Origin of the sequence: Knoellia pratensis, assembly GCF_042666395.1 — a bacterium.
GTDB lineage: Bacteria > Actinomycetota > Actinomycetes > Actinomycetales > Dermatophilaceae > Knoellia > Knoellia pratensis.
The window spans coordinates 154,421-179,531 of record NZ_JBHTDJ010000002.1 but is presented as its reverse complement, the minus strand read 5'-3'; the positions used below and the strand labels follow the sequence as shown (position 1 = coordinate 179,531).

General features: G+C 69.4%; 21 protein-coding genes. 8 read left to right on the top strand and 13 right to left on the bottom strand.

The window, feature by feature from the left end:
* Nucleotides 1–27: 27 nt before the first annotated feature.
* Genes ACFQRE_RS07940 through ACFQRE_RS07930 form a run of 3 tightly spaced genes read right to left on the bottom strand, consistent with a single transcriptional unit; the run spans nt 28 to nt 4,854 of the window.
* A complete protein-coding gene (locus ACFQRE_RS07940; RefSeq protein ID WP_380120847.1) occupies nt 28–1,503 on the bottom strand; it encodes a DUF5719 family protein in 1,476 nt (491 codons plus the stop codon).
* A complete protein-coding gene (locus ACFQRE_RS07935) occupies nt 1,500–4,550 on the bottom strand; it encodes a glycosyltransferase (RefSeq protein WP_380120845.1) in 3,051 nt (1,016 codons plus the stop codon). Before ACFQRE_RS07935 ends, ACFQRE_RS07940 begins: the two co-directional genes overlap by 4 nt.
* Nucleotides 4,551–4,590: 40 nt before the next feature.
* On the bottom strand, nt 4,591–4,854 hold the full coding sequence (locus tag ACFQRE_RS07930; RefSeq protein ID WP_353950824.1) for a WhiB family transcriptional regulator: 264 nt from the start codon (nt 4,852–4,854) through the stop codon (nt 4,591–4,593).
* A gap of 201 nt (nt 4,855–5,055) precedes the next feature.
* Between ACFQRE_RS07930 and cofD the strand changes: the two genes are divergently transcribed.
* From cofD to ACFQRE_RS07910, 4 genes are all read left to right on the top strand, one after another.
* Entirely contained in the window at nt 5,056–6,024 is a 969-nt protein-coding gene (gene cofD, locus ACFQRE_RS07925) for a 2-phospho-L-lactate transferase (protein ID WP_380120842.1), read from the top strand.
* A 12-nt stretch (nt 6,025–6,036) separates the two neighbouring features.
* Nucleotides 6,037–7,128 (top strand): coenzyme F420-0:L-glutamate ligase, encoded by a 1,092-nt coding sequence (locus ACFQRE_RS07920; RefSeq protein WP_380120840.1) that lies wholly within the window; start codon nt 6,037–6,039, stop codon nt 7,126–7,128.
* 69 nt (nt 7,129–7,197) lie between these two features.
* Nucleotides 7,198–7,830 carry a hypothetical protein gene (locus ACFQRE_RS07915; RefSeq protein ID WP_380120838.1) on the top strand — a complete coding sequence of 211 codons (633 nt, stop codon included), beginning with the start codon at nt 7,198–7,200 and terminating at the stop codon, nt 7,828–7,830.
* 78 nt (nt 7,831–7,908) lie between these two features.
* Complete coding sequence (locus tag ACFQRE_RS07910; RefSeq protein WP_380120836.1) at nt 7,909–9,510, top strand: vWA domain-containing protein; 1,602 nt, start codon at nt 7,909–7,911, stop codon at nt 9,508–9,510.
* Between the two features lie 68 nt (nt 9,511–9,578).
* On the opposite strand, the gene ACFQRE_RS07905 is transcribed toward ACFQRE_RS07910, so the two are convergent.
* From ACFQRE_RS07905 to ACFQRE_RS07870, 8 genes are all read right to left on the bottom strand, one after another.
* Nucleotides 9,579–10,508 (bottom strand): DNA-3-methyladenine glycosylase family protein, encoded by a 930-nt coding sequence (locus ACFQRE_RS07905; protein WP_380120833.1) that lies wholly within the window; start codon nt 10,506–10,508, stop codon nt 9,579–9,581.
* A complete protein-coding gene (locus ACFQRE_RS07900; RefSeq protein WP_380120831.1) occupies nt 10,505–11,329 on the bottom strand; it encodes a class I SAM-dependent methyltransferase in 825 nt (274 codons plus the stop codon). The genes ACFQRE_RS07905 and ACFQRE_RS07900 overlap by 4 nt, the downstream gene beginning before the upstream one ends.
* Entirely contained in the window at nt 11,326–12,258 is a 933-nt protein-coding gene (locus ACFQRE_RS07895) for a lysylphosphatidylglycerol synthase domain-containing protein (protein ID WP_380120828.1), read from the bottom strand. Before ACFQRE_RS07895 ends, ACFQRE_RS07900 begins: the two co-directional genes overlap by 4 nt.
* A gap of 4 nt (nt 12,259–12,262) precedes the next feature.
* Nucleotides 12,263–14,194, bottom strand: coding sequence for a glycosyltransferase family 4 protein (locus ACFQRE_RS07890; protein WP_380120826.1), 1,932 nt, complete (start codon nt 14,192–14,194; stop codon nt 12,263–12,265).
* A complete protein-coding gene (locus ACFQRE_RS07885) occupies nt 14,187–15,221 on the bottom strand; it encodes a glycosyltransferase family 2 protein (protein WP_380120824.1) in 1,035 nt (344 codons plus the stop codon). Before ACFQRE_RS07885 ends, ACFQRE_RS07890 begins: the two co-directional genes overlap by 8 nt.
* Before the next feature lie 11 nt (nt 15,222–15,232).
* The gene (locus ACFQRE_RS07880) at nt 15,233–16,453 is read right to left on the bottom strand and encodes an MFS transporter (RefSeq protein ID WP_380120822.1); all 1,221 of its coding nucleotides are present in this window, start codon (nt 16,451–16,453) and stop codon (nt 15,233–15,235) included.
* Nucleotides 16,446–17,081, bottom strand: coding sequence for a trimeric intracellular cation channel family protein (locus ACFQRE_RS07875; RefSeq protein WP_380120819.1), 636 nt, complete (start codon nt 17,079–17,081; stop codon nt 16,446–16,448). The genes ACFQRE_RS07880 and ACFQRE_RS07875 overlap by 8 nt, the downstream gene beginning before the upstream one ends.
* Nucleotides 17,082–17,237: 156 nt before the next feature.
* The gene (locus tag ACFQRE_RS07870) at nt 17,238–18,428 is read right to left on the bottom strand and encodes a RimK family alpha-L-glutamate ligase (protein WP_380120817.1); all 1,191 of its coding nucleotides are present in this window, start codon (nt 18,426–18,428) and stop codon (nt 17,238–17,240) included.
* Here ACFQRE_RS07870 and ACFQRE_RS07865 point away from each other — a divergent pair.
* The 4 genes from ACFQRE_RS07865 to ACFQRE_RS07850 are packed head-to-tail and all read left to right on the top strand — an operon-like array spanning nt 18,427 to nt 21,696.
* A complete protein-coding gene (locus ACFQRE_RS07865; protein ID WP_449274545.1) occupies nt 18,427–18,930 on the top strand; it encodes an ATP-dependent zinc protease family protein in 504 nt (167 codons plus the stop codon). The genes ACFQRE_RS07870 and ACFQRE_RS07865 overlap by 2 nt on opposite strands.
* Entirely contained in the window at nt 18,930–20,093 is a 1,164-nt protein-coding gene (locus ACFQRE_RS07860; protein WP_380120812.1) for a succinylglutamate desuccinylase/aspartoacylase family protein, read from the top strand. Before ACFQRE_RS07865 ends, ACFQRE_RS07860 begins: the two co-directional genes overlap by 1 nt.
* Nucleotide 20,094: 1 nt before the next feature.
* Nucleotides 20,095–20,853 (top strand): alpha/beta hydrolase family protein, encoded by a 759-nt coding sequence (locus tag ACFQRE_RS07855; protein ID WP_380120810.1) that lies wholly within the window; start codon nt 20,095–20,097, stop codon nt 20,851–20,853.
* 54 nt (nt 20,854–20,907) lie between these two features.
* Nucleotides 20,908–21,696, top strand: a complete 789-nt coding sequence (locus tag ACFQRE_RS07850) for an inositol monophosphatase family protein (RefSeq protein ID WP_380120808.1) — start codon at nt 20,908–20,910, stop codon at nt 21,694–21,696.
* A 16-nt stretch (nt 21,697–21,712) separates the two neighbouring features.
* Here the strand turns inward: ACFQRE_RS07850 and ACFQRE_RS07845 are convergent, their stop codons facing one another.
* Nucleotides 21,713–23,812 carry a hypothetical protein gene (locus tag ACFQRE_RS07845; RefSeq protein WP_380120806.1) on the bottom strand — a complete coding sequence of 700 codons (2,100 nt, stop codon included), beginning with the start codon at nt 23,810–23,812 and terminating at the stop codon, nt 21,713–21,715.
* 89 nt (nt 23,813–23,901) lie between these two features.
* Nucleotides 23,902–24,921 carry a hypothetical protein gene (locus tag ACFQRE_RS07840; RefSeq protein ID WP_380120804.1) on the bottom strand — a complete coding sequence of 340 codons (1,020 nt, stop codon included), beginning with the start codon at nt 24,919–24,921 and terminating at the stop codon, nt 23,902–23,904.
* Between the last annotated feature and the right edge of the window lie 190 nt (nt 24,922–25,111).

Sequence of the window (25,111 nt, the reverse complement as noted above, 5' to 3'; positions counted from 1 at the left end):
TGCGGCCCAACTCGGGCCGCGACGACCTCAGGAGATCGGGTGCGCGCTGCTCACCGTCGACGTGACGGCAGTCTCGACGAGAGGTGACACGGAGACGAGCCGCTCGCCACCACCCTTGCCTGCCACGGTGCCCACTGCGGCCCGGATCTCTCCCCTGCCCGAGATTCTCTGCACCCACACCGACTCGGCAGCACCGAGGTTGAGGGTGACCGAGGCGTCCTGACCGAGTCCGACGGACTTCGTGGTCCACTTCCCGCCGGCGCGCCACGTCACCGAGGCCGTGGCCGGGCCCGCGCTCGAGGCAAGGCTGAGGTTGCGCTCGCGCGCGTCCTCTGAACCCGGGAACGCGGCTGCGAGCAGCCCCGTCGAGCTCTCCGTGGAGGGTGCCCAGATGAAGTCGCCCGGCGTCTTGCCCAAGCGCCAACTCGACCACAGCGCAGCGGCGATGGGGACATCGGACGTCAGCTCGACGGCATACTTGCCCTGTTTGAGACCAGTGAGGGACAACTCGCCGGTGGACCGACCCGGAACGCGTGTCACACCCTTGGCCAGGGGCACGGGACCGTCCTCGCCCAGGATGCGCGCGCTCACGACCGCCTGCTGAAGGCCCGGCACGGCGATTCTGATCGCACCGCCGACACCGACGATGGCGGCCGGGATGACCTGTCGAGTGGACGGCGCGGCCGTCGGAACCGTCGTCTCGGCGCCTGCAGGGACGGAGCCGTCGAGCCAGATGTCGCTCATCACGGCGCGCACGGAACCACCCGTGGCTCGCACGCGAACCGCTGGGGACTCCTCGGCCCCGGTGATCGCGTCGACGAGGAGGGCCACGCGACCGCGCGCCGGGACCACGGTGCTGCCGGTCGGCGAGGCCACGACGCCCTTGCGGCCGAGCACCTCGAGGTCGACCGTGACCTCGTTGGCGCCGGAGTTGGTGAGGATGAGCCGCTCCTGGCGTCCCGCCGCGCCGCCACCGGCGAGGAGCCAGAGGTCGGAGCCGGGGCTCGCGCAGGACACGGTGGCGAGGCCGCGGATCTCCGAACGTGCGACGAGCCATTCCTGGGTCGCAGCCAGGCCCGGAGCCATGGCGCCCACGGCCACCACATCGTTCGCCCGACCGCTGCGGAGGTCGCGAACGGTGGTCGTCGTGCCGCGCTCGGTGACAGGGTCACCAGTGTCCGTGCCCGAGCGGACGGTGACCCTGCCTTCGCCCGTGACCTTGACCGACGACCCCAGGACGGAGTCGGGGGCGGTGGCGACAGCGAGGCTGGCCGGCACATCGATGTCCTCGACGCCCGTGATGCCGCTGAACTCGGGGCCCGGGCAGGACAGGTTCGCCGAGACCACGGGTTCGAAGCTCGCTGCGGTGGTGGGTCGGGCGGCGGGGCCCTCGGAGCCGATCTGGTCGGCGGCCGGTGAGAGCGCCGCGCCCGTCACGAGGCCGGCAGCGACCAGCGCGGTGAGGGCCAGACGTCCGGGGCCGACGAGGCGTGAACGGTTCATGGGCGTCTCCTCGATGCGCGAGTCCCGAAGGGGACGGCGAGGAAGCCGACGATCGCGAGCGCGAGGCCCTGCAGTGCCCGCCACCACGGGTATTCGGTCGTCACGTCGATGGTCAGGGAGTGCGTGCCGGCGGGCAGGGCATAGGTCGGCCGGTCGGCGTCGGAGGTGGCGACCAGCGCGCGACCGTCGATCTCGACCGTGGCGTGCGCGGCCCAGGCCGGAGGTTCGGCAACGGTGAGCACGTCACCGCGTCGGGCGGTCACGGTCGTGTCGGTGGCGCCGTGCTCACCCGTCGTCGCGACGAGCGAGGGGTCACCGTCGCTGACGACAGCAAGCCGGGTGGGCGAGACGGGACGGTTGGCGGCGTTGCCGAGGGCGGCGATCCGCCAGATGTCGTATCCATCGCGACTCGCGAGGCGAGACAGTCCCTGGGCCGAGTCGAGGCGGCGGGCCACGTCCTCACCAGCGGTCTGCGCGACGGCGACGAAGCCGATGGCCTGCTGCGCCAGCCTCGGACCCGAGTCGTTGCGGGTGCCATCGAGGAGCTGGCTGACGTCACGGGAGATCACGGCGTCGTTGGCCACGCTCTGGGGCAGCGAGCGCGCGAGAGAACCGGTCTCACGACCGACGATCCGGTATGCCGCACCGCTGGGTCCCGGGGTCACGAAGACCGTGCGGTTGGCCAGTTCTCCGGCGGCCTGCTCGACGGCGACCGCCGGGCGAGGGTCGGTCCAGGTGCGCAACGTGGCGCCGAAGCCGAACCAGCCGAGGGCGCCGGCCCCGACCAGCGCGGCGAGGCTGAGCGCCAGGACAGCGACCCCGCTGACGCGGTGGCGGTCGCGGAGCGTGCCGACACCGATGACTGCGGACGTGAGCAGGGCCAGGGTCAGCGGGAGGATGAACGTGCCGGCCCACGGGGTGACCGGGCCCATCTGGCCCGTGGCGGAGGCCGAGTCCGCGGTGAGGTCGAGGTGGGGTGCGGCGAGGACCGCTCCGAGGGAGACCAGCCCGATCGCTGCGGCGCCGGTGGACGCCGATCGGATCGAGGTCGGTGCGAGCAGTCCGGCGAGGCCAAGGGCGACGACGACGGCACCGACCCACCACGGGACACTGCCTGCTCCCCCGGGGTGCAGGAGGGCCAGGGCGAGGGGGTCGACGCTCGTGCCTCCCCACTGGCTCAGTCCGGGTCCGGTGGCGGCAAGGGTCCAGTCGTGGGCGACGTCGGCCAGCCAGGGACCCAGCAGGAGCGGTCCGAGGAAGGCTGGGACAAGGGCAAGACGGCGCGCGCCGGGGCGCCCGAAGAGCGCGACGCCGTGGCACACCAGCACGACGAGCACGAGAAGCGGTGGGGCGAACGCGCCGAGCACGGCCGCGCCCAGCGCGGTGGCGAACGCACCCGTGGCCGTGCCACTGGGGCGGGTCAGGAGGACGACTCCGGCGAGGACAGCAGGCAGGAGGATGAGCGCGACGAGGGCACCGAGTCGCCCCTGGGCCACTGCCGCACCGGCAGCACCAGTCGTGGCCCACGCCACCGCCGCGACGGCGCGCACGCCTCGCGAGGCGCCGAGCACCTTGGCGGAGACATAGGCAGAGAGGGCGGCCAGCGGCAGGGCCAGGACGAGCAGGGCCCCGACGACGGCGCCGGCCGGGGAGGTGAGATCGCCACTGCCGGGCAGGTGCTCGACGATCCACGTGGGAATCGCCAGCACCGCGAGGGACGGGCTCGCAGGCCCATCGCCGCCGAGACCCGTCCCGTGCCACCCGTCGAACGCTGCGTGCCAGAGGCTGCTCGAGGTCGCCCTCGTCGTGATGAGCTCGCCACCGGTGACACCCGAGCCGAAGCGGCTCAGGAATCCCCCACCGATCTCGCGACCGGCGCCCGCCACGACGGCGATCGCGGCCAGCACGGCGAGCACCCCGGGATGCAGTGCGCCCCGGGAGATGAGGCCACGGTCCTCCGCCTCGGTCGTGTCCTCATCGGCAAGGGTGGCCGGGGCGACGAGCGCCTCGTGGGCCCGGTCGAGCCCGGTCCGCACGATGGCCGACCCGGGCACGAACAAGGTGGCGATGTCGCGGTGTCGCACGACGCGGCGCCCCCGGGTGCGCACCCGGCTGCGGATGCCGCGGATCGGGTCGAGCGAGCCGAGGTCAGCAAAGGCCTCAGCGGCTGGGCGCGGGCGCTTGAGGAGGAGCAGGCCCGCGGCAGCGGCAAGAGAGGTGGCCAGGATCCACAGCGCGAGGAAGGGGGCCAACCACCAGGACGCCCGGGTGAGCGCCACGCGCCGCGCAGCGCGGCGACGGGCTCCGGTCGTGGCGGTGGCGAGGCCCACCGACGCGACCGACCGCATCCGGGCATCGGGCGCCACGACAACGCGCTGACCCGCCAGCTGGGCGCGCCAGCCAAGGTCGAGGTCGCCGCCGAGGTCACCGAAGGAGGGCTCCCACCCCTCGAGCTCGCGCAACAGGGTGGCCGAGGCGAGCATCCCGGCGAGCGGGATCGCGAGGACGTCGCGTCGCAGGTCGTACTGACCCTGATCGGGTTCGCCCAGCGGCGGGTCCTCGACGATGCGACCGGTGCGGGTGGTGTTGATGCCGACCGAGCGCAGTGTGCGCGGGTTCGTCGCATCGACGTGCTTGGGGCCCACGAGCCCGACCGACGGGCTGCGCCGGTGGGCCGCGAGCAGCCGGCCGAGGGTCTGCGGCTCGGGGATGGATCCGACCGGGAGCAGCCACAGGAGTTCGTCGTCGGGGAGGTCCGCGGAGGCGAGCCACAGCGCAACCGCCGCGCGATCCGGCATACCCGGATCGAGGCGTTCGTGCGTCACCGAGAAGGTGGGCGACTGTGCGGAGGCGACCACGTCAGCGGCTCCGGAACCCGCAGTGGCGGCGGTGGTGTCGAGCACGACAACATGCTCAGGGCTGATCGCGGACGCAGCGATCGCGTCGAGGAGGGCTCGCAGGCCCGAGTCGGCGCCCGAGCGGCCGGACGTCAGGACGACCGCCTGAACCACCGGCCCGGCAGTCGAGGCGGTGGCAGGTGGCAGCACGGTGGAAGTCGTCAGCGTCATCGGGTGGGCGCGCGCCCGATCAGACTGCGCGCTTCTTCAGCTTGCGGCGCTCACGCTCGGACAGTCCACCCCAGATGCCGAAGCGCTCGTCGTTGGCCAGGGCGTACTCGAGGCACTCCGACCGGACGTCACACCCGACGCAGACCTTCTTGGCCTCGCGGGTGGATCCGCCCTTCTCGGGGAAGAATGCCTCGGGGTCCGTCTGTGCGCACAGACTCCGCTCCTGCCAGGAGAGTTGCGTCTCCTCTTCAACCATGGCGTCGATCAACGTCAACTCGTGCATCGCTGCCTCCTCGACCCTCTCGCGACCCAACACTGTGTTCCGACCCCTTCCCCCGAGCCGGGAGAACGCTTTTGCTGGAACACAATGATGAAATTACACGCGTGTCATCCCCATCCGTCAAGCCGAGTTCTGATATCGGGCCAACTTTCTTGACGAGACCGGCGTGTCGGCGTGACGCGCGGGTGGTCCAGACTGGCCCCCATGCGAATCACAGCGCTCGCGGGCGGCGTCGGTGGAGCCCGGTTCCTCAGGGGTCTGAGAGCCCATCTCGACGTCGTGGCACCGGAATCCGAGCTCACCGTCATCGCCAACACCGGCGACGACATCAGCCTCTTCGGACTGCGCGTCTGCCCCGACATCGACACCCTGCTCTACACCCTCGGGGGCGGCGTCAACGAGGAGCAGGGGTGGGGCCGCGCCGAGGAATCGACGCGCGTCCAGGGCGAGTTGGCGGCCTACGGTGCGGTGCCTCAGTGGTTCACTCTCGGTGATCTTGATCTCGGCACCCACATCGTGCGTTCGCAGTGGCTGGCCCAGGGGCAGACCGCGTCGAGGGTGACGGGTCGGCTCGCGGAGCGCTGGGGACTGCCGGAGGCTCGGATCCGGCTGCTGCCCATGACGGACACGCCCGTCGAGACGCACGTGGTGATCGACGAGGGTGAGACGCAGCGGGCCGTGCACTTCCAGGAGTGGTGGGTGCGCCTGCGGGCCGAGGTGCCGGCGTCGCGTTTTGTCGTCGCTGGCCTGGATCGGGCGGCTGCCGCGCCGGGCGTGCTGGATGCGCTGCGGGACGCTGATGTCATCGTGCTGCCCCCGTCGAACCCCGTGGTCTCGATCGGGATCATCCTGGGCGTGCCGGGCGTGCGCGACGCACTGCGCGGCTCTCGCGCTCCCGTGGTGGGGGTGTCCCCGCTGATCTCCGGTCGGCCGGTGCGCGGTCACGCCGACGCCTGCCTGTCGGCGATCGGAGTCGACTCGACGTCGGCTGCGGTGGCGGGCCTCTATGCCGACTTCCTCGACGGCTGGCTCGTCGACCCGGCTGACGCGTCGGTGAAGGTGCGCGGAGTCGAGACCGCGGTGCACGACGGACCGCTGCTCATGACCGACGTCCCCGCGACGGCACACATGGCTGAGGCTCTGCTCGCGCTCGCCGAGCGCGTCCGCACGTGACGCGGTGACTCGATGACGCGGCCGCTGGCGATCATCCCCGTCCTCGGCGTACCCGAGGTCCGCCGTGGTGACGACGTGGCTGCGCTGCTGCTGGCGGCGCTCGGTGATGTCGGCCTGGAAGCCGGCGACGTGGTCGTCGTGGCGAGCAAGATCGTCTCAAAAGCGTTGGGGCTCAGCGCTGTTGGCTCGGACAAGTCCGAGCTGGTGCTGGGCGAGTCGGTGCGCGTGGTGGCTGAGCGTGCCGTCGATGGTCGGGTGACGCGGGTTGTCGAGGCCAAGGCTGGGCCGGTCATGGCTGCGGCGGGGATCGACGCGTCCAACACCGGTCCGTCGGAGCAGCTGTTGCTCTTGCCGCGCGATCCCGACGCGTGTGCCCGCACCTTGCGCTCTGGCTTGCTTTCCTTGTCGGGTATGCCGCCCAGCGCACCTCTCGCAGTCGTCCTCAGCGACACGGCGGGTCGGCCGTGGCGGGCGGGGCTCACCGACTTCGCGTTGGGTGCTGCCGGGCTGGAGGTGCTGCTCGACCACCGGGGTGAGGTCGACGCCGACGGGCGGTTGATGTCGGTGACGGCTCGCGCCGTGGCGGACGAGATCGCGGCTGCGGCCGACCTGGTCAAGGGCAAGGCAGATGGTGTGGCCGCAGCGGTGGTGCGTGGGTTGCCCAAGTCCTGGTTCCTGACGCCTTCTGTCTCCTTTGCTGGGGACGAATTCGCCTCTGGTGCAGGGCAACTCGTGCGCACTGGGTCAGGCGACTGGTTCGCCCTGGGCCATGTCGAGGCCCTGCGCCAGGTCCTGGGAGTGGCCCCCGGGACGGCCGATTCGGTCACGGTGGGGATTCGCTCGGTCGGCGACGAGCCCTTCAGCGATCGCGTTGCGCGAGTGGTGTCGCTGACGCTGTTCGCCGACGAGGACGCGAGTGTCGACCTCGAGGTCGACGAAGAGATCGCGGCGACTGTGACGCTGGGCGCGGCCGACGACTACGCGCTCGGGCGCCTGTCCCAACGACTCGAGATCGCCGCCGCGAGTGAGGACCTGCACGTCACCGTGACGGGTGAGCCGACGGCCGAGCACTCCGTCACCGCCACCCTCTCCCCGATGCCCTGACCACCTGCAGAGGAAGTCGTCGACGCAAATGCGTGGCGACATCACGGTGGATGAGCGAGGCTCGTACCAATGGCTGATGGCGTCGACTCCCCCGTGACCTGGGTCCTCCTCGAGGGCGCCAGCGACGTTGCTGCGGTCCGCGCGCTGCGTGCCCGGAGCGGGGTGGAACCCGACGCGGAGCCATCCATCCTCGTGGACATGGGTGGCGCGACCAACATCCGCCGACACCTCGCGGCCGCTGCCGAGATGGACCCTCGGCCGAGGGTCATCGGCCTCTGCGACGAGAAGGAGGCGCCGTACTTCGTTCGGGCGCTCACGGCATACGGAAATGTTGTTCGAGCGCCAGCCGGCCCGGTGAGGGCCGTGGCACCGTCGGTGTCGACGCTGCCGGACTTCGGTTTCCAGGTGTGCCGTCGCGATCTCGAGGACGAGCTCATGCGAGCCCTCGGCGTCGAGGGAACTCTCGCGGTGCTGGCTGATCTCGACCTCGATGCGACGTTCGCGGCGTTCACCAGGCAGCTGGCATGGCAGGGGCGACCGGTGCTCGACCAGCTGCGTCGGTTCGTCGGCACGACGTCCGGACGCAAGGAGCTCCTTGCAGGAGCCCTGGCCGCGGCGCTCGACGAGTCTGCGACACCGGCCCCGCTCGCTGCCCTGTTGTCATCGATGGAGTCGCTGTCGTCACGGACCCGGGCGACCTGAGGAGCCGCGCCTCATCGCCTGAGTGTTGCGCTTCGGTCACGGTCGGAACCCCCATCGACTCCCCGCAGTCCAAGCCGCATGAACTCCCTACCTGCAGCACTGATCGCCGCAGTCGTCGTCCTCGCCACGGGATGCAGTGCCCCGAGCGAGAGCGACACCACCGCGGCCCGCGAGTACTTCGAGAACTACCCCAGCACGCAGGAGAACGACACAGCCAGCGGGACCTCGTCCTCATCCGCCGTCGGAGCGCAAGCGAATTCCGGTGCGGCACAGCCTTTCCCGGCCGCCCCGAACGTACCTGGACCCCTTGAGGACAACACCTTCGTCGACGCCGGCACGAGCGGGTTCGTCGACCCGCGCGAGAAGCCGCGATCGACGTTCGCCGTCGACGTCGACGGCGGCTCGTTCCGAGTCGCCCGCACGCTCCTCCATGACGGGCACCTTCCACCACCGGAGTCCGTGCGCACCGAGGAGTGGGTGAACTCGTTCGACAGCGGGTTTCCGTCGCCGCGCGAGGACGACCTGGAGCTGAGGTCCGACCAGGGGCAGGCGCCCTCGGCCAACGACGGCACCCGGCTGGTCCGGATCGGCCTCCAGGGCCGGGACGTCGCCGAGGACGAGTGGCGACCAGTGGCCCTGACGATGGTTGTGGACACCTCCGGCTCGATGGACATCCGGGAACGCCTCGGCCTCGTCAAGTCCTCACTGGCGCTGCTCGTCCAGCACCTTCGCCCGAGCGACACGATCGCGATCGTCACCTACCAGACCAGCGCCACCCCCCTGCTCGAACCCACACCCGTGCGCAATGCCGACGCGATCCTCGGTGCCATCGAACGACTCCGGGCCGGCGGCAGCACGAACCTCGAGGCCGGGCTCCTGCTCGGCTACGACCAGGCTCGTGAGGCCTACAAGGAGGGCGCCACGAACGTCGTGCTGCTGGCCTCCGACGGGGTGGCCAACGTGGGAGTCACCGACGGCGGGACCCTCGCGACTGCGATCCGCGACAACGGCCGGCGCGGCATCCACCTCGTCACCGTCGGTTATGGGATGGGCAACTACAACGACCACCTGATGGAGCAGCTCGCCGATCGGGGCGACGGCTTCTACGAGTACGTCGACACGTTCGAGGAAGCCAAGAAGCTCTTCGTCGAGGACCTCCGTGCCACCCTGACGCCGGTCGCGAAGGATGCCAGGATCCAGGTCGAGTTCGACCCCAGGACCGTCTCGGCGTACCGACTCCTCGGCTACGAGAACCGCGCCCTGGACGACGAGGACTTCGACAACGAGGCTGTCGACGCTGGTGAGATCGGCGCGGGGCACAAGGTCACCGCGCTCTATGAGGTGCGTCCCACGGCACAGGCCGACGTCGGTGACGCCCTGGGCACGGTCCGGGTGCGCTGGCACTCCGTCGATGGTGACGAGCAGCGCGAGGACTCCCTGCCCTTGAAACTGGGCGAGGCTGAACTGCCGCCGGGCACGTTCGGAGTCGCCGCAGCGGTCGCCGACCTCGCGCAACTCGTCAAGGGTGGCAGCGAGGCGACTGCGACCGAGCCACGTGGCGTTGGGTCGACCACCCTCGAGAGCCTGCGGGATCGCGTCTCGGCCCTCGTCGAGCAGGATGCACCGGGTGCGCGCGAGCTCGCCGACGTGCTGGCCGACGTGACTGCCGCCGCCCGCTGACGACTTCGTGCCCGAGACGGACAGCCGAGCCCCGGCGAGGATGTCCGTCTCGGGCACGAAGTCGAGCGTCAGCGACCGGGAAGATGCGTGGGCAGGGTGAACCTGGGGCCGCGTCGTGGCCGCATGGCGCCAGCCAGTTCGAGGAGGCGCTGGACGCGGTAGCGGTGCCCGGCATACGGCTCGAGCAACTCCGCGAGCCCGTCGTCATCGACCGGCGACCCGGTCAGCGCCCAACCGATGTTCTTGGCCACGTGGTAGTCCCCGAAGCTCACCGCGTCCGCGTCCCCCAGCGCCCGATGCGCCACCTCGTTCGCGGTCCACCGCCCCACGCCGGGCACGGACTCGAGACGACGACGGGCCTCGAGGGACGGCATACCCACGATCTGTTCGAGTCGGCCGGCTCGGCCGGCCGCCATGACCGCGGGACGGGAGCGGGCACCGTCGACGCCGGCGCGAAGCCACTCCCATGACGGGATGAGGGCCCACGCCTTCGGCGCCGGCGGAACCACGAGATGCAGGTCCGCGCCGATGCCGGGTGCGGGAGTTCCGTTGCGGCGCACCAGAGTTCGGTATGCCGCGAATGCCTCTTTGCCCGTCACTCGCTGTTCGATGATGGTCGGGATGAGTGCCTGCACGACGAGCCCGGACGCGGGGACGCGCCACCCGGCGAAGCGGCGTCGCGCCTCCCCCACCACGTCGTGGTGGCTCTCGAACCCGGCGTCGTCGTCGTGCTCACCGAGGATGTGGGGAAGGCGGTCGAGCACCCACTCGGCGCCTTCGCCCCACGCCTGCGCCTCGACCTCTCCCAGTCGCGGGTGGTCGACCAACCGGAGGGTCACCGGCCCGGTGGGCGCCCGCCACGCAAACACCCAGGTCCGTCCGCGATCGGTCCACGAGGTCGGGTCACCCCCGCCCCGGCGAAAGGTCGACACGACCGCACCAAGGAGCAGCGGTCGCTCGGGACGCACCGTTCGAGTCAGGGCGACGCTGTCACTCATCCGACGTGACGGGGTGCGACTCGCAGCTCGGGCCCTGCGGGAGTGCTCGGCTGCTTGAAGGCAAGCCAGACATAGGTGGGGACGAGCGGAAGCATTGCGGCGAGGGCCTTTTCGGGCAGGCGACCAACCCACTGGGGGATGACGTCACCACCGGAGAAGGCGGCGGGGTCGGCGAGCACCGGCAAGGTGTAGTCCCACACGTCGAAGGCCGCGAACATGCGCCTCAGCCCGCAGGGGGTGGAGTACTTCTCGTAGTAGTGATCGCCCTTGCGCGCCAGGCGCATGTAGCGATCGGCGGCGCGCTGCGGCAACCACGACAGGAACGGCAGACGGTGGTGCGGCTCGATGACCTGCCACCGGTGACCGATGCCGAGATAGAGGACGCCACCCGGTGCGAGCACTCGGTGAATGTCCGCGACGACCGCATCCGGGTCGACGACGTGCTCGTAGATGTGGTTGAGGACAACCACATCCACCGAGTTGTCCTCGAAGGGAAGGTCCTGGCCGCGCGCCAACTCGAAGTCGACGCGCTCACCGAAGCGTTCACGCGCCTTGGCCAGTCCGGGCTCGTCGATGTCGACACCGGTCGTCTGGGCACCGGCGAGGGCGAGTTCGTCGGCGATGAACCCAGCGGAGCATCCGACGTCGACGGCCTTCAGCCCGAGGAGCGGTCCGCCTCCGTCCGAGCTCGACCGCCCCAAGCCGTGGGCGATGACGGAGATGAGCTTGGCGGCCTTCTGGCGGCGGGCCTGCTCATCGAGCATCTTGCCCATCTGCTCGGAGTAGGCCAACTGCTCCTCGCGCGGCTTCGGATCGCTCATGACCGTGATCCTAGGAGGTGGTGCGAGCGGGCCCAGCCCCAGCCGACAGCCGCGACGACGACATCAGCGACGACAGTGAAGAAACGTGAGATGACGACGATCGCGAACGCGGCCGGGAAGGGCATCAGGGCGCCGAGCAACACGGCCAACACGCCGTCACGCACCCCCACACCCGCTGGAACGATGACCGAGAACATCCCGATGGCCGAGGCGAGCGCGAACCCGCAGATCGACGTGACGAGCAGGTCCTGCACTGCAGTGTCGGGCGACATCGCGTGAGCAAGCACGAGGATCGACAACCCCGCGCTCAGCCAGGCGAGGACGAACCACAACGACGTCAGGGCGATCGCGGGCGCGGAGAGAGAGTGCTCGAGCGGCTCCCGGCGCAGCAGGCGCAGCACGAGCGCGATCCCCCAGTTGAGCAGCCGCGGCCAGAGCAGCAGGAGCAGCACGAGTGCCGGGGCGAACCACCACAGCGACCGCACCTCCCCCGACCGCGCGAGCAGCAGCGGCAGGGCAGGGACACCGACGATGGCCCCGGTGAGCACCGACAGCAGGATCGACAGCAGCCCGACGATGCCCATGCGGCGGCGCGGAACGCCGAGACGCGAACCCAGATCGGCCTGGGCCATCACGCTCCACACCGACCCGGGGAGGTACTTGCCGAGCTGACCGACGAAGAACACGCTCGCGCCAGCGGGAATCGGCAGTCGCGTTCCGAGGTCGTTCAGCAGCACCCGCCACCCGAGCAGGCTGAAGATCGGGGCGAGCAGCGCGAGGACGAAGGCACTGGCGAGGGTCGAAGCCGGGACCTCGCGCAGGTGGGCCGAGACTTCGCTCCAGTTGCGCCACACTGCAATGACGACGGCGAGCAGGACGAGGACGGCGACGACGATCCGGACGACGTCGAGCAGCCGCTTGCGCGTCATGCCTTCACCGGCGCCGGAACGTGAGTCGCAGAATCCCGTATGCCGGGACCGCACCTGAGCGACGTCCCTCCGGTTGCGCTGCGCGCACCTCACGTGCCGAGGCCGAGGCCTGTCGGATGCGTTCGGTGATGTCGCCATCGACGTCACCGACGAGCACGAGGCCGAGGTCGTCGGCGCGGGCAAGGATCCCGCGGATGTCGGCCGGGGAGATGGCCCACTCGGGGTCGTCCTCGCCGACGGGCAAGGTGATGATGAGCAACCCGCCCGAACGCAGCGCCCAGGACGCCTGTGCCACAGCGTGATCGACGTCGTCGGCCCCACAGTCTCCGGGGTGGAGGCGCGCCATGACGTCGAGGCTGGCGGTGTCGACGTCGAGGACCTCGACCGACGTGCGGCGACCCGTGAGCTCGAGCTCGACGGGTTCGAAGCCAAGGGCGCGGACCCAGCGGGAGAACGGACTGCGGGTCCCGGACTCGTCGACGATGACCGCACCACGACGCCCGTCATCGCGGATGCGCAGGACGGCAGCGAGAGCACCCAGGGCGGCCCATGCCGACACGGCGTCGGAGCAGCGCGGGAGCCCGAGTTCACGAGCCAGCGACTGCGCCTCGAGCGCGTCGGTGTCGAGCGAGAGCACGTCGGAGGCGCGCACCCACTCGGGGAAGTCGGACGGGCGCAGGGTCAGATATTTCCGACGCCGCAGCCGGGCGGCCGTGATGAGGTCCTTGGCCTTCTGCACCGGTGTGTCCGGCGGCACGTCCCCGGGCCCGGAGTCATCGACCATGGCCTCGGACTCGGCACTGGCCAGGACCTCGATGCCGCCGACGTAGTGCGCCCACGGTCCGCTGAGATCAGGTGGGCGGACAGCGGAACGCAGCTGGCCGGCATACCCACGGTCGGCAAGGCGACGCAATGCCTCGACGAGCGAGGCGCGGTCGTCCGGGGGTACGAGAAGTCCGTCGACACCGTCGCGCACATGTCCACCGAACGTGCCGACGTGGGTGGCGAGGACGGGCAGGCCGTGGAGTTTGGCCAACAGCACGTTCTGGGAGGCTGTCGCGTGGCGATAGGTCAGGGTGAGCACGTCGTGACGGGCCAGGAGCGCGGCGATGCGGTCGGCGGGGACATAGCCGCTGTGGACCTCGACGCGGCCGGCCAGACGAGGATCGGCGGCCAGCTCCCTGACCCGACGTCCGCTGTCACCCCACATCTCCCCGGCGATGGTCAGCTCGAGTTCGGGGACGTCGAGCATGGCGTCGAGGAGCAGGTCGACACCCTTGTAGTCGCGAACGATGCCGAGCGCGAGCAGCCTCGTGGGACCGGTCGACTCGACGTGCTTCTCGGGCGGACCACCCGGAAGGTGGGGCGGAAGGTCGAGTTCGCGCACGTGGGCGGCGCCGAGCTCGGTGGCAAGCTTGGCCTGCGAATCCGAGTGCACGACAACGGAATCCACGCGGCGGAAAAGCGCCTCCATGAACTGTCGATCCCCGGGTCGAGTCTCGTGCGGCAGGACGTTGTGGGCGATGACGATGGAACGCGGCCCACGCCCGCTGCTCGACGTGCGACCGACCCCGGCCGCACGCAGGATCGCCAGGTTGGACGGGACGCCCGGCGGGATGACGTGGACGATGATGATCGCGTCCATGTCGCGCAGCCGTCGGCCGGTGCGCACCCAGGTGTCGGGGCGGGCCCAGGAGAGCGACCGGATCGTGCGCGGGAACGGCTCGACGTCGGGGGCGCCACCGGGTACGGCCTGCTCGCCCGGATAGAGCAGCGACGGGTAGAGGTGACTCCACGAGACCAGGGTGACGTCGTGACCTGCCTCGGCAAGCTCATGGCACAGCTGCGTGGTGTGCGAGGCGACGCCACCCTTGTAGGGGTGGGTCGGCCCGACGACCGCGACGCGCAGCGAGGCCGAGTTGTCCGCGTCAAACACCGTCTCTCGACCTCACCACGAGGTCGGAGAGGAGGGCGAGCGAGGCGATCATCATGCCGCTCACGATGAGCAGCACCGTGGACGCCGGGAAGTAGAACGGGTGGCGCACCATGTCGACGACGCCCTTGACGAAGCCGATGACGATCATCCACAGCGCCGGCGGCATGAGGACCTTGAGCGGGTCGAAGTACATGACCATCCGCAGCACCTGGAGGATGTAGCGGTAGGCGTCGTTGACGAAGTGGAACTTCGAGACGCCGGCGCGCTTGGCATAGGACGTGTCGATGTACTTGATGTCGTGCTGGTTGGAGAGGAACGCGATGGTGATCGTCGTGACGCACGAGAATCCGGCCGGCAGCAGTCGCAGGTAGGGCAGCGACACCTCACGGCGGAACGCGCGCAGTCCGGAGTTGAGGTCGGGGATCCTGGTCTTCGTGAGCCACTGCGCGATGTTGCGGATGAGCCACTTCGCGGGGACACGGGCCCACTTGTGCGTGCCCTCCTCGGTGGTGCGCGCGCCGACGACCTGGTCGTAGCTCGCGTCATCGCGCAGGATCCGGACGAGCTCGGGGATGCGCTCGTTCTCGTAGGTCATGTCGGCGTCGGTCCACACGACGATCTCGCCGTGGGCCTGCTGGGTGCCGATGCGCCGAGCCGTGCCGGAGCCGCCGTTGCGCCGGAAGGGCATGATCCGCAGGTTCGCGAAGTCACGCGCCGCCTGCTCAAGCACCTCGAGCGTGTTGTCGGTCGACGCGTCGTCGATGCACAGCAGCTCGTAGGTGAACTCGCTGGAGTTCATCGCCGCCGTGATGCGGTCGATCTCCTTGAGGACGTGGGCACCCTCGTTGAAGCAGGGCAGGACGATCGTGACGTAGGGGCGCGGGCTGCCGTCCTCGAGGAGGGCCGGGCGCGGGTCGCCGGACACGTGGGTCACGGTGTCGTCGCTGCTGCCCGCGAGTTCGCCGGTGCGCACCGTGATGCGTTCCGTGGGGGCGGACGATGGGGAAGAATTCGGATGCTCGTTCATCGCTTCGCAGACTACCCGGCGGCGACCTTCTCACCGGCGGTCGGCAGCACCCGGGGCAGGGTGAGTGAGTATGCCGCGCCCCCGAGGGCCACGAGTCCGAGCGCCCACCAGATGGTGTTCGTGCCGTGCCCGAGCAGGAAGGTGAAGGCGACGGGCGCGATCGTGCCGCCGATCGCCCACATGAGCTGCACCAGTCCGAGGTAGCGGCCACGCAGGTGATCGGGTGCGGCCTCTGCGGCCGTCGCGCTGAAAACGGGCCCGCCGACGAGCTCTCCGCCCGTGTAGATCGCCGCGCCCAGGAGCATCGCGGCGACCGCCAGCCACACCGGCAGCCACCCCGCGAGCACGAAGACCGCATAGCTGGCCACGAAGAGGCCTTGGTTGAGCGCCATCATCCGGGCGCGGACCCGACCCGTCATCCACCGGACCGTGAGGCCCTGGCCCAGCCCGATCATGACCGTGTTGAGCGTGAAGATCGCCCCGACGAGCCAGCCCGGAAGACCAAGGGTCTTCGCGGCATACACCGGCAGTGCGAAGTTGAGCACCATGATCCCGATGACGAGGGCGAGCTGGGCCAGGACGAACCGGAGGTAGGCCCGATCGCGCAGGACGACACCCCAGCCCTCGATCGGTGTCTCGTCCGCCCGCGCAACGCGGTGGTCGGGAACGTCGAGCAGGAGAACGTAGGCGAGAACGAAGCTGGCGGTATTGGCGATGACGACGACCTTGAACGCCGCCTCGGTGTCGATCTGCAGGGCGATGCCGGCGAGGATGCCGCCCACCGCGTAGCCGAGGTTGCGCAGAGCCTGCAGGAAGCCGAACCACGTCTCCCGCTCGCCGGGGCGGGTGATCGCGGTGACGACGTTGCCGAAGGAGCCCCAGAACGCCTGGCGACCGAGGTTGAGCAGCACCGTGAACAGGGCCACCGACCAGAAAGCCTCGGCCCAGAGGTAGGCGAGCATCCCCACGCCCTGGACGACGTTGCCGATGAGCATCATCCGGCGCCCGCCGAGCCGGTCGACGAGCGAGCCGACGACGAACGCGGCAGGCAGGGTGGCCAGGGCCGACAGGGACAGGGCGGCACCGATCTGGACGAGCGTGAGGTCGGTGACCTTCAGGAAGTAAAGGATCGTGACGGGGAGGAAGAGGCCACTGCCAATCGTGTCGGCGACGATCGCAGAGACGAAGCGGCGGTGCGTCCCCACGCGGGGGAAGCCGAGACGTTCAAGCACTCGCCTTCCTCCCGCGGCCGGTCTGCCAGTCGAGCGACCACGAGGACATGCGGATGGCGACGATGGCACCGATTCCGACGGCCGCCGAGACGACCACCGGCAGCTCGACGGTGCGCAGGATGAAGTAGGCGATGCACCCTGGCACGGCCGCGAGGACATAGAACGAGCCCGGTTTGAAGTGCTCGGGCTGCTCGTTGATGAGGACATCGCGGATGAGGGCCCCGCCCACCCCGGCGACCGTCCCGACGAACACGCACGAGATGGGCGGCAGGCCGGCGCTCATGGCCCGGTCCGTGCCGAGGACGGAGTAGAGCGCGAGCGACAGGGCGTCGAGCAGGGTGAAGGCGACGTCTCGCCGGAAGCGCAGCGGTCCGACGAGTGCGAGCAGCGGCGCGACGAGCAGCCCGCCGAGGAAGGCCGACGGCAGCAGCCACGGTGAGGTCAGGGCGCGCACCGGGACCTGGAGGAGCAGGTCACGCAGCAGCGCGCCACCGAGTCCGCCGATGACCGCGAGGAAGAGCACGCCGACGATGTCGAACCCTCGGCGTCGAGCGGCCAGTGCCCCGGCCAGCCCACCGAACCCGACGGCGACGGCGTCGAGCCAGAGAGGGATGGCGAGCGAGTTCACGCATGAACCCTAGAGGCACCCACGGACACCCTCGACTTCGTGCCCCATACGGACCCGATCCGTCGGCCCAAGGTCTCCGTCTTCGTGTCCGTATGGGGCACGAAGTCGGCACACGCCCGTCTGGAACTCGCCCAATTGGTCACGAATGGTTGAGCGTCAGGGTTCGTGGATGGGTTCCTTGGGGAGCTTGCGGACCTTGTCGCGACGACGCCGCCGCTCGGGGATCATGGAGCGCATCTCCTCGAGCTTGCCGAAGCAGAGCAGCCGGTCCTGCGGCTCGAGCGCAGTGCGCCGACGCGGGTTGGGGATGACCGTGGTGCCGCGGTGCAGGGTGAGCACCGTGATGTCGCGGTCCTCGAGCCCGGACTCCGCGATCGTCTTGCCGACGAGGTCCGCGCTGCCATGGACAACGAGCTCCGCGACTCCGTATCCCGTTGAGACAGTGAGGCGCTGGCGGACGTCGATCTCGGGGAACGCGACCTGGTTCCCGATGTAGTCGATGATCGCCCCGGCGACGTCGAGCTTGGTCGCGGCCTCGATCCCCTCGAGCCCCGGCGAGGAGTTGACCTCCATGACGAGCGGCCCGTCGGCGCCTTCGAGCATGTCGACACCGGCCACCCGTAGGCCCATGATCTGGGCCGAACGCACCGCGGCCTGCTCGAAGGCCGGCTCGAGAGTCACCGGCTCCACCGTCCCGCCGCGGTGGACGTTGGAGCGGAACTCATCACCCTGGGCCGTGCGCCGCATCGCTGCGACGACCCGGTCGCCAACGACGAGCGCGCGGATGTCGCGACCCTTGCTCTCCTTGACGAAGCTCTGGATGAGGACGTTCTGGCTCGTGCTGTGCAGCGTCTCGATGATCGCCTCGGCGACCTTGCTGTCGGGCGCGAGGATGACGCCGATGCCCTGGGTGCCCTCGAGCAGCTTGATGACGACCGGTGCGCCACCGACGCGTTCGATGGCGGGCAGCACGTCAGCCCGGTTGCGCACGAAGGTCGTGGCCGGCATACCGATCTGGTGACGCGACAGGATCTGGGTCGCCCGCAGCTTGTCCCGGGAGTTCGAGATCCCGTTGGCGGTGTTGGGCGTGTAGACGTCCATCTGCTCGAACTGGCGCACCACGGCCGTGCCGAAGTAGGTGACCGATGCCCCAACGCGCGGCAGGATCGCGTCGTAGTCCGACAGTGTCCGCCCGCGGAACTGCAGGTCCGGCTCGGGCCCCGACAGGTCGATGGCAAAGCGCAAGGTGTTGAGCACCTTGACGTCGTGGCCTCGATCGAGGGCGGCGGTGCGCAGCCGTTGGGTCGAATAGGCCTTGGGCGCGCGCGAGAGAATGGCTAGCTTCATGTGGGGTACCTGCAAAGATGGTCGGGTGCCGGTCAAATCCCATCCAACCATCCGTGTCGGGTGGCGCGAATGGGTGCGTATGCCGTCCGCTGGACTTCCGTGGATCAAGGCGAAAATCGACACGGGGGCACGGTCCTCGTCAGTGCACGCCTTCGACCTCGACCGCTTCGAGCGCGATGGCGAGCCGTGGGTCCGCTTCTCGATCCACCCGTGGCAGGGCAGCGACGAGGACGCCGTCACCCTCGAGCGGCCGATCGTCGACGAGCGGGTCGTGCGCTCGTCGTCCGGGCACTCCGAGGAGCGGGTCGTCGTCGAGCTCGAGCTCGTCCTGGCTCGCCGCCGCCGGACCACCGAGGTGACCCTGAGCAATCGTGACGAGATGGGTTTCCGGATGCTCATCGGTCGCGAGACGTTGTTGCACGGCTACGTCGTCGACCCCGCAGTCTCCTATCTCGGACCGCGACCCAAGCTGCACCTGCGCCGTCGCAACCGGGGGCGCTGATGAGCTCCGAGGCCAAGGACGCACCGGCCCCCAAGCGGGTTCGCACCGCTGCGCCGGCTCGCAAGACCAAACCCACTCGCTCGTCGTTCGCCATCGGCAACGTGAAGGTGCGCCCAGGCCACACCCGCGAGATCGGGCTGCCGATCACCAAGCTCGTCACCGGTTCGGAGATCAGCCTCCCCGTGCGGGTCGTGCACGGCCGCCACGACGGCCCGGTCGTGTGGATCAACGCGGCCATCCACGGTGACGAGGTCGTGGGTGTCGAGGTCATCCGCCGCGTGCTCGCGACCCTCAACCCAAAGACCTTCCGCGGCACGCTGCTCGCCGTCCCGACCGTCAACGTCCACGGCTTCATGGCCGGCGAACGCTACCTGCCGGACCGGCGGGACCTCAACCGCTCGTTCCCGGGGTCAGCGCGGGGCTCCCTGGCCGGGCGCGTCGCGAACCTGATGATGCGCGAGGTCGTCGACAAGTGCGAGGTCGGCATCGACCTGCACACCGGCTCGGACCGCCGCACCAACCTCCCGCAGATCCGGGCCGACCTCGACGACCCGCGCACCCGTGCGCTCGCCGAGGCCTTCGGTGCCCCAGTGATGCTCCACGCCAAGCTCCGCGACGGATCGTTGCGAGCGGCTGCCCGCGAGTCAGGTGCGACCGTGCTGCTCTTCGAGGCGGGCGAGGCGATGCGCTTCGACCAGTGGGCCATCGAGGCTGGCGTCGCCGGTGTGCTCCGTGTTCTCGCCGCGCTCGACATGATCGACGCCACCACCACGACGAGCGCTGCTGCCACGGCCGCCGCCGCGGCAGCCAGTGGCGCCGGCACCCTCACTCTTCCCGCTCCCCCACCAGGCCTCGTGAGTCGCCGCAGCGGCTGGGTACGCGCGCGCCGCACCGGCATCGTCCACCTCGACGCCACCCTCGGCCAACGGGTCGAAGTCGGCGACCGGCTCGGCGGCCTGAGCAACTCCTTCGGAAGGACGCTGCGTCTCGTCAAGGCCGAGCGCGCCGGCGTCATCATCGGCCGCACCACGGCACCTCTGGTCAACCGCGGTGACGCCCTCGTCCACATCGCCGAGATCGAGGGCGCCGAGCCCCCCGGCATTCCCGACAGCCCCGCCGCGAGCGATGGGTTCAACGCCCTCGACCAGATCCAGGTGCTCTGACATGGCCGAACGCGTCACGTTCCCCAGCTCTTCTGGTGAGTTGCTCGCCGGGATCATCGACCTGCCCGAGGGTGAGCTGCGCGGGTGGGGCGTGTTCTCCCATGGATTCACCCTCGGCAAGGACTGCCCAGCGGCCGCTCGGATCTGCAAGCAGCTCGCGGCCGAGGGCATCGGCATGCTCCGCTTCGACAACCTGGGGCTCGGCGACTCCGAGGGCGAGTGGGGCGACGGGTCCTTCTCGCACAAGGTCGCCGACACCGTTGAGGCCGCACGATTCATGACCGCGAACGGACGACCGATCGAGCTGCTCGTCGGGCACTCCTTCGGTGGCGCCGCCGTGCTCGCGGCCGCAGCCGAGGTCCCCGAGGCACGTGCGGTCGCAACGGTCGGCGCACCTTTCGACCCCTCGCACGTCGAGCACCAGTACGACGCGGTCGTCGAGCGCGTCATCGCCGAGGGTGAGGCCGTCGCGACGTTCGGCAACAAGGCGCTCACGCTGCGTCGCGAGTTCGTCGAGGACGTGCGCCGTGCCGACCTGCGCGAGTGCATCACGAGCCTGCGACGTCCCCTGCTCGTCCTGCACTCCCCGACCGACAACACCGTCGGCATCGCCAACGCGAGCGACATCTTCAAAACCGCCCGGCACCCCCGCAACTTCATCTCGCTCGAAGGGTCGGACCACCTGCTCACCGCCCCCGGTCAGGCCAAGCGCGCCGCTCGCATCATCAGCGCCTGGGCCGACCAGTACCTCGTGGGGTGATTCACCCCTGACCCGCTGTGTCCGGTGTCACGTGACTGTGGAAGCGTTGACCCCGTGGACACTGGCGCAGTACTCGACCTCATGAAGCAGGTGGCCGCCGAGGTCATCACCCCCCGATTTCGGTCCTTGGCCGACGGTGAGGTGATCGAGAAGAACCCCGGTGACCTCGTCACCGTCGCCGACCGCGAAGCCGAGGTGCTCATCACCAAGGCGCTCAACGCGGCATACCCCGATGCTGTTGTCCTCGGCGAGGAGGCACACGCCGCCGACGGGAGCATCCTCGAGCGCTACACCGCGGCGGAGCACACGTTCACCGTCGACCCGGTCGACGGCACCAAGAACTTCGTCCACGGCAACCCCGACCATGCGGTCATGATCGCCGAAACCGTTGCGGGACAAACGGTTCGCGGCTGGATCTGGCAGCCCGAGCACGAGATCGCCTGGGTCGCCGAACGCGGCGCCGGCGTCGAGCGCAACGGCGAGCGCATCACCCGCAAGCCCGTGGGCTCTGACGAGGAACCCCACGGTGCCACGTCGATCTGGTCGCTGCGCGGTCACGCCCTCGCGGATCTGCCTGCGCTGCAGCCCTCTTGGGTCTGCTGCGGCGTCGACTACCCCAACCTCATCGAGGGCAAGGTCGACTACATCCTCTACAGCCGCTCCAACGCCTGGGACCACGCGCCCGGCTCACTCATGGTCACCGAGGCCGGCGGCTTCGTCGGTCACCTCGACGGCGTCGAGTACGGCCCCCGCTCGACCGTTCCCGGTCTCATCGTCGCCGCAGACAAGACGACGTATGCCGCCGTCGCCCGCCGTATGCCGCAGGATCTCGTCCCCCGCTGAGCACCCGTCCCCCAGCTCACTCGCTTCCCGAGTTGGAGACAGCCGTCCACACCTCCAGCGACAGAGGCACGAGACCGTCCGGGCGCTGCTCCAAAAGCCGGTCGTCCTCGGCGACGAATGCGTCGCTGACCTGACGAATGTCACTGGCGCCCAACGCATCCAGCTCCTTGGTGCCCTCGACGGCCAACAGCACGAGGCGCCCACCCTTGGCCGTCACGGCCTGATCGATCGTCGCGACCGCCGTCGCAAGGCGCGCCGGGTCTTGCTGCAAGGTCCTGGTCGTCGACAGCGCCGGACGAGCACATTGCCCGCGCACGACCTGCGGCCACTCGTTGGCCGCCCTTGAGTCGACTACGAGGACGACGTCACCATCAGTGAGCGAGGCACACACAGCATCCACGGCGGCGAGCTCTCCCAGCTCCACGCGCTCACTGCGGTGGGGCCAGGTCGCGAAGGCAGTGGGGATGATGGTCGCCGCGACGAGGGCCACGCCCGCGCCGATCGCGACGGCCACGGGAGCTCGACGCGAGAGGTGGCGGACGGCATACGCCGCTGCGGCAATGCACAAGAGGATGACGAACGGCAGGACGATGACGAGCCGCCGCTCGGCCCAGGGGTGGTCGGGTGTGATGCCGGGACGCCAGAGCGTGAGGACCGTGGAACCGGCTCCGACGAGAAGCGGTCCGGTCCACGCCGGCAGTGACTCGCCGGCCGTCCACTTGGTCGCGACCACGCGGACCGCCCAGGCGAGGGTGGCGAGGGCGATGACGAGTGCGGGGATGCCGACCCACCACGACAGCCACGCCACGGTCTGCTCGGCGTAGGTGCGACCCCCGTCGACGGTCAAACCCTGCCGCAACTGAAGGCCGGCCACGACGCGGGAACCTGGGTCATCCGGCGACTGGCGCACGGTCTGCCACAGGGGACGGCTCGCGAGGAAGAGGCCAAGGACGAGGACTCCGACGCCCAAACCGGTGGGCAGGAAGCGTGAAACCGCCTGTGGCACAGCGCCTCCGCGCCGTTGCCACCAGAGCATCACGGCCGTGAGCAGCCCCATGAGGACGCCGAGCCCGACCAGCGGGACGAGGCTGGCGGCGATGGTTCCGAGGTACTGGTTCGACAGCCACAGAGCCGCGAGTCCGGCGAGCAGGGTCGAGACCCCGGCCCCGAGCAGGGTGGCCCGCGGCCAGCGTTGCCCTTGCGCGAGAGCCAGCGCGGCGACCGGGATGAGCAGGATCGTCTCGCGAAGCCCGTCGATGCGAACGAAGGCCGTCCCCCCGATGAGGACTCCGGCCAGCAACGCGGCTCGACCGACCTCACCGCGGGCGCCTTGACGGGCGGCGATGACGAGGGCGAGCAGTCCGCCGCCGAGCGTCACCATCGCCAGAGGTTCGGAGTAGGTCGCGCGAGCCGTGTGCAGCACCGGGAAGAGCAAGGCCACGCCCGCCGCCGCCAGCGGTGACCAGCGAGGCGCGCCGATGCGCGCGGTGAGGAGTCCGAGGCCAAGAATTCCGAGCGCCGAAAGGAGCGCAGGCACCAGGAGCGCACCTGTTGGGCCGCCCAGCCACACACCGAGCGAATAGATCGCCCCAGGCCCGATGACGAACTGCGGCTGGATCGCCGGGTCCGTATCGCTGCCAACCTCGTAGAAGGCGGGACTCGCGAGCGTGACGCCCTCGATCGCGAGGACGTCGGGACCGCCCACGGATGCCGGGTCCACGGGCACGACCCGGTGGTGCGTCTCGGCCATGGAGATCGCGGCCTGGAGGTAGCTCGCGGAGTCGCGGCGCGGCAGCACCTGCTCGGAATGCGTTGTTGCAGTCCAGATTCCGGCGCCGACGCTGACGACGACGAGGAGCGCTGCGGTCCAGACAGGCAACGACCGAGCGGGTATGCCGTGTGCCCACCATCCGCTCGCCCCTGCCGCTACGAGCGCCAGCGGCAGGACGAGCCAGGGGAACCACGCACCAAGTCCAGCCAGGACGACGGCGAGCAGAGACATGGCGACGATCCAGGTCGCAGCCCCGAGGACGATCGTCTGGAGCCACCGACCCCCAGCCCGCTCGAGCGGTGAGGAGGGCAGGTCCTCGTCAGCGGTCGGCAGCGAGCGGCTCATGGGCGCCAACGCTATCTGGGTCACTGCCTCGCCTGCGCCCGCATCCCACCGCGCATCCAAGAAGACGCTGCGCATCACGGGGCTGGCCCCTATTCGGCCACGGAGCCTGAGTAGAGAATGGCTGACATCTCGCGACGCGCCTTGTCGAGCACATCATCAGCTGGCATCGGACCACCCAGCCACGGCCGCAGGTCCTGAGCCCGAAGAACCACTCCACCTCTTGGTGTCTGGGTGACCCGCCAGTTCTCACTCATCTCTGGAATGCAGTACCCCTCGCCGAGGTACTGCAGGGCATAAGCGTCTGGAATGCTCCCGACGGGAAACCATGGGACACGGGGCATCGATGCCCGGGGGAAGTCTGGCCAGTCCCATTGCAGAAAGGACGACCATCCAACTTGATACAGTTTGCTCCGCTTCACACATCCGTAGGATGAAAGATCAAGAATAGGGTCGACGGCGGCCTCCAGGGAATCGATTGAATGCTCAATGGACTCTTTCTCGAACCCGCACCACGTACTGAAGATCACTGAGCCAGGTTCGATGATCACCCTTCGAGAATTCAGGGGGTCCTGCGTCAGCACTTCTCCGACTCCTCCGTTGGCTTTGAGGATGTCCTGCAATCGCCGTGCTGCTCCTTCAGGCGAGACGTTCGCCACGATTGCGCCAGTTCCAACTGCAAAGAAGCCTGTATCCACCGCTCGGACAAAGTCCAAAGCTGCAGCGACAATTCTTTCGTTCGATTCCGAGTCCCCCGCGGCCTCCGACATGGTCATCAAGCCATAACAGAGTGCAGATCGGTTGTCGAAAATATCCACAATTTGCGAAACAACATCGCGCCCAGGCGAGAGACCGCCCAAGGACTGGTCCGCCAAGAAAAGCTGGAGGCAGTCCAGTGCCGCTCTCATCTCCCCCTCGTCGCCGTGAAATTCAAGGGTCGTAAGCACACCAGAGTCAAAAGGAATCAAGTGCCCAAGAATCAGATCGGGGCAGCATTCGTCGCGAACATTCTCCAGGACCTCACGGCACAACTCGAGCACGTCGTCCTTCCGGCCCAAGGAATCCATGGAAACGATGAACTCATTGGCCGGAAACTCGAGCCATTCAGCCATCAGCTCGTCGACTCCGGAGTCACGATACGAACCTCATCGCCATCGTATATTTGCCGAACCCGTTCATGCTCGCGACTACCTCAACGCCGTCGCGCGCCAGTCGATGAGATCGCATTTCGCCCCCAGGGGTCCTGGATGGTCGACACGTTACCCAAGCCTCCTCTCACCCGTTTGCGATTTACCGGGACTT

Excerpts from the sequence above, each read along its gene's own strand:
- ACFQRE_RS07855 (WP_380120810.1), top strand. The coding sequence starts at position 20,095 with ATGGCCGAACGCGTCACGTTCCCCAGCTCTTCTGGTGAGTTGCTCGCC.
- ACFQRE_RS07930 (WP_353950824.1), bottom strand. The coding sequence starts at position 4,854 with ATGCACGAGTTGACGTTGATCGACGCCATGGTTGAAGAGGAGACGCAA.
- ACFQRE_RS07940 (WP_380120847.1), bottom strand. The coding sequence starts at position 1,503 with ATGAACCGTTCACGCCTCGTCGGCCCCGGACGTCTGGCCCTCACCGCG.
- ACFQRE_RS07840 (WP_380120804.1), bottom strand. The coding sequence starts at position 24,921 with ATGGCTGAATGGCTCGAGTTTCCGGCCAATGAGTTCATCGTTTCCATG.
- ACFQRE_RS07915 (WP_380120838.1), top strand. The coding sequence starts at position 7,198 with ATGGCTGATGGCGTCGACTCCCCCGTGACCTGGGTCCTCCTCGAGGGC.
- ACFQRE_RS07910 (WP_380120836.1), top strand. The coding sequence starts at position 7,909 with ATGAACTCCCTACCTGCAGCACTGATCGCCGCAGTCGTCGTCCTCGCC.
- ACFQRE_RS07885 (WP_380120824.1), bottom strand. The coding sequence starts at position 15,221 with ATGAACGAGCATCCGAATTCTTCCCCATCGTCCGCCCCCACGGAACGC.
- ACFQRE_RS07865 (WP_449274545.1), top strand. The coding sequence starts at position 18,427 with ATGTGGGGTACCTGCAAAGATGGTCGGGTGCCGGTCAAATCCCATCCA.
- ACFQRE_RS07870 (WP_380120817.1), bottom strand. The coding sequence starts at position 18,428 with ATGAAGCTAGCCATTCTCTCGCGCGCGCCCAAGGCCTATTCGACCCAA.
- ACFQRE_RS07895 (WP_380120828.1), bottom strand. The coding sequence starts at position 12,258 with ATGACGCGCAAGCGGCTGCTCGACGTCGTCCGGATCGTCGTCGCCGTC.
- ACFQRE_RS07860 (WP_380120812.1), top strand. The coding sequence starts at position 18,930 with ATGAGCTCCGAGGCCAAGGACGCACCGGCCCCCAAGCGGGTTCGCACC.
- ACFQRE_RS07905 (WP_380120833.1), bottom strand. The coding sequence starts at position 10,508 with ATGAGTGACAGCGTCGCCCTGACTCGAACGGTGCGTCCCGAGCGACCG.
- ACFQRE_RS07920 (WP_380120840.1), top strand. The coding sequence starts at position 6,037 with ATGACGCGGCCGCTGGCGATCATCCCCGTCCTCGGCGTACCCGAGGTC.
- cofD (WP_380120842.1), top strand. The coding sequence starts at position 5,056 with ATGCGAATCACAGCGCTCGCGGGCGGCGTCGGTGGAGCCCGGTTCCTC.
- ACFQRE_RS07845 (WP_380120806.1), bottom strand. The coding sequence starts at position 23,812 with ATGAGCCGCTCGCTGCCGACCGCTGACGAGGACCTGCCCTCCTCACCG.
- ACFQRE_RS07900 (WP_380120831.1), bottom strand. The coding sequence starts at position 11,329 with ATGAGCGATCCGAAGCCGCGCGAGGAGCAGTTGGCCTACTCCGAGCAG.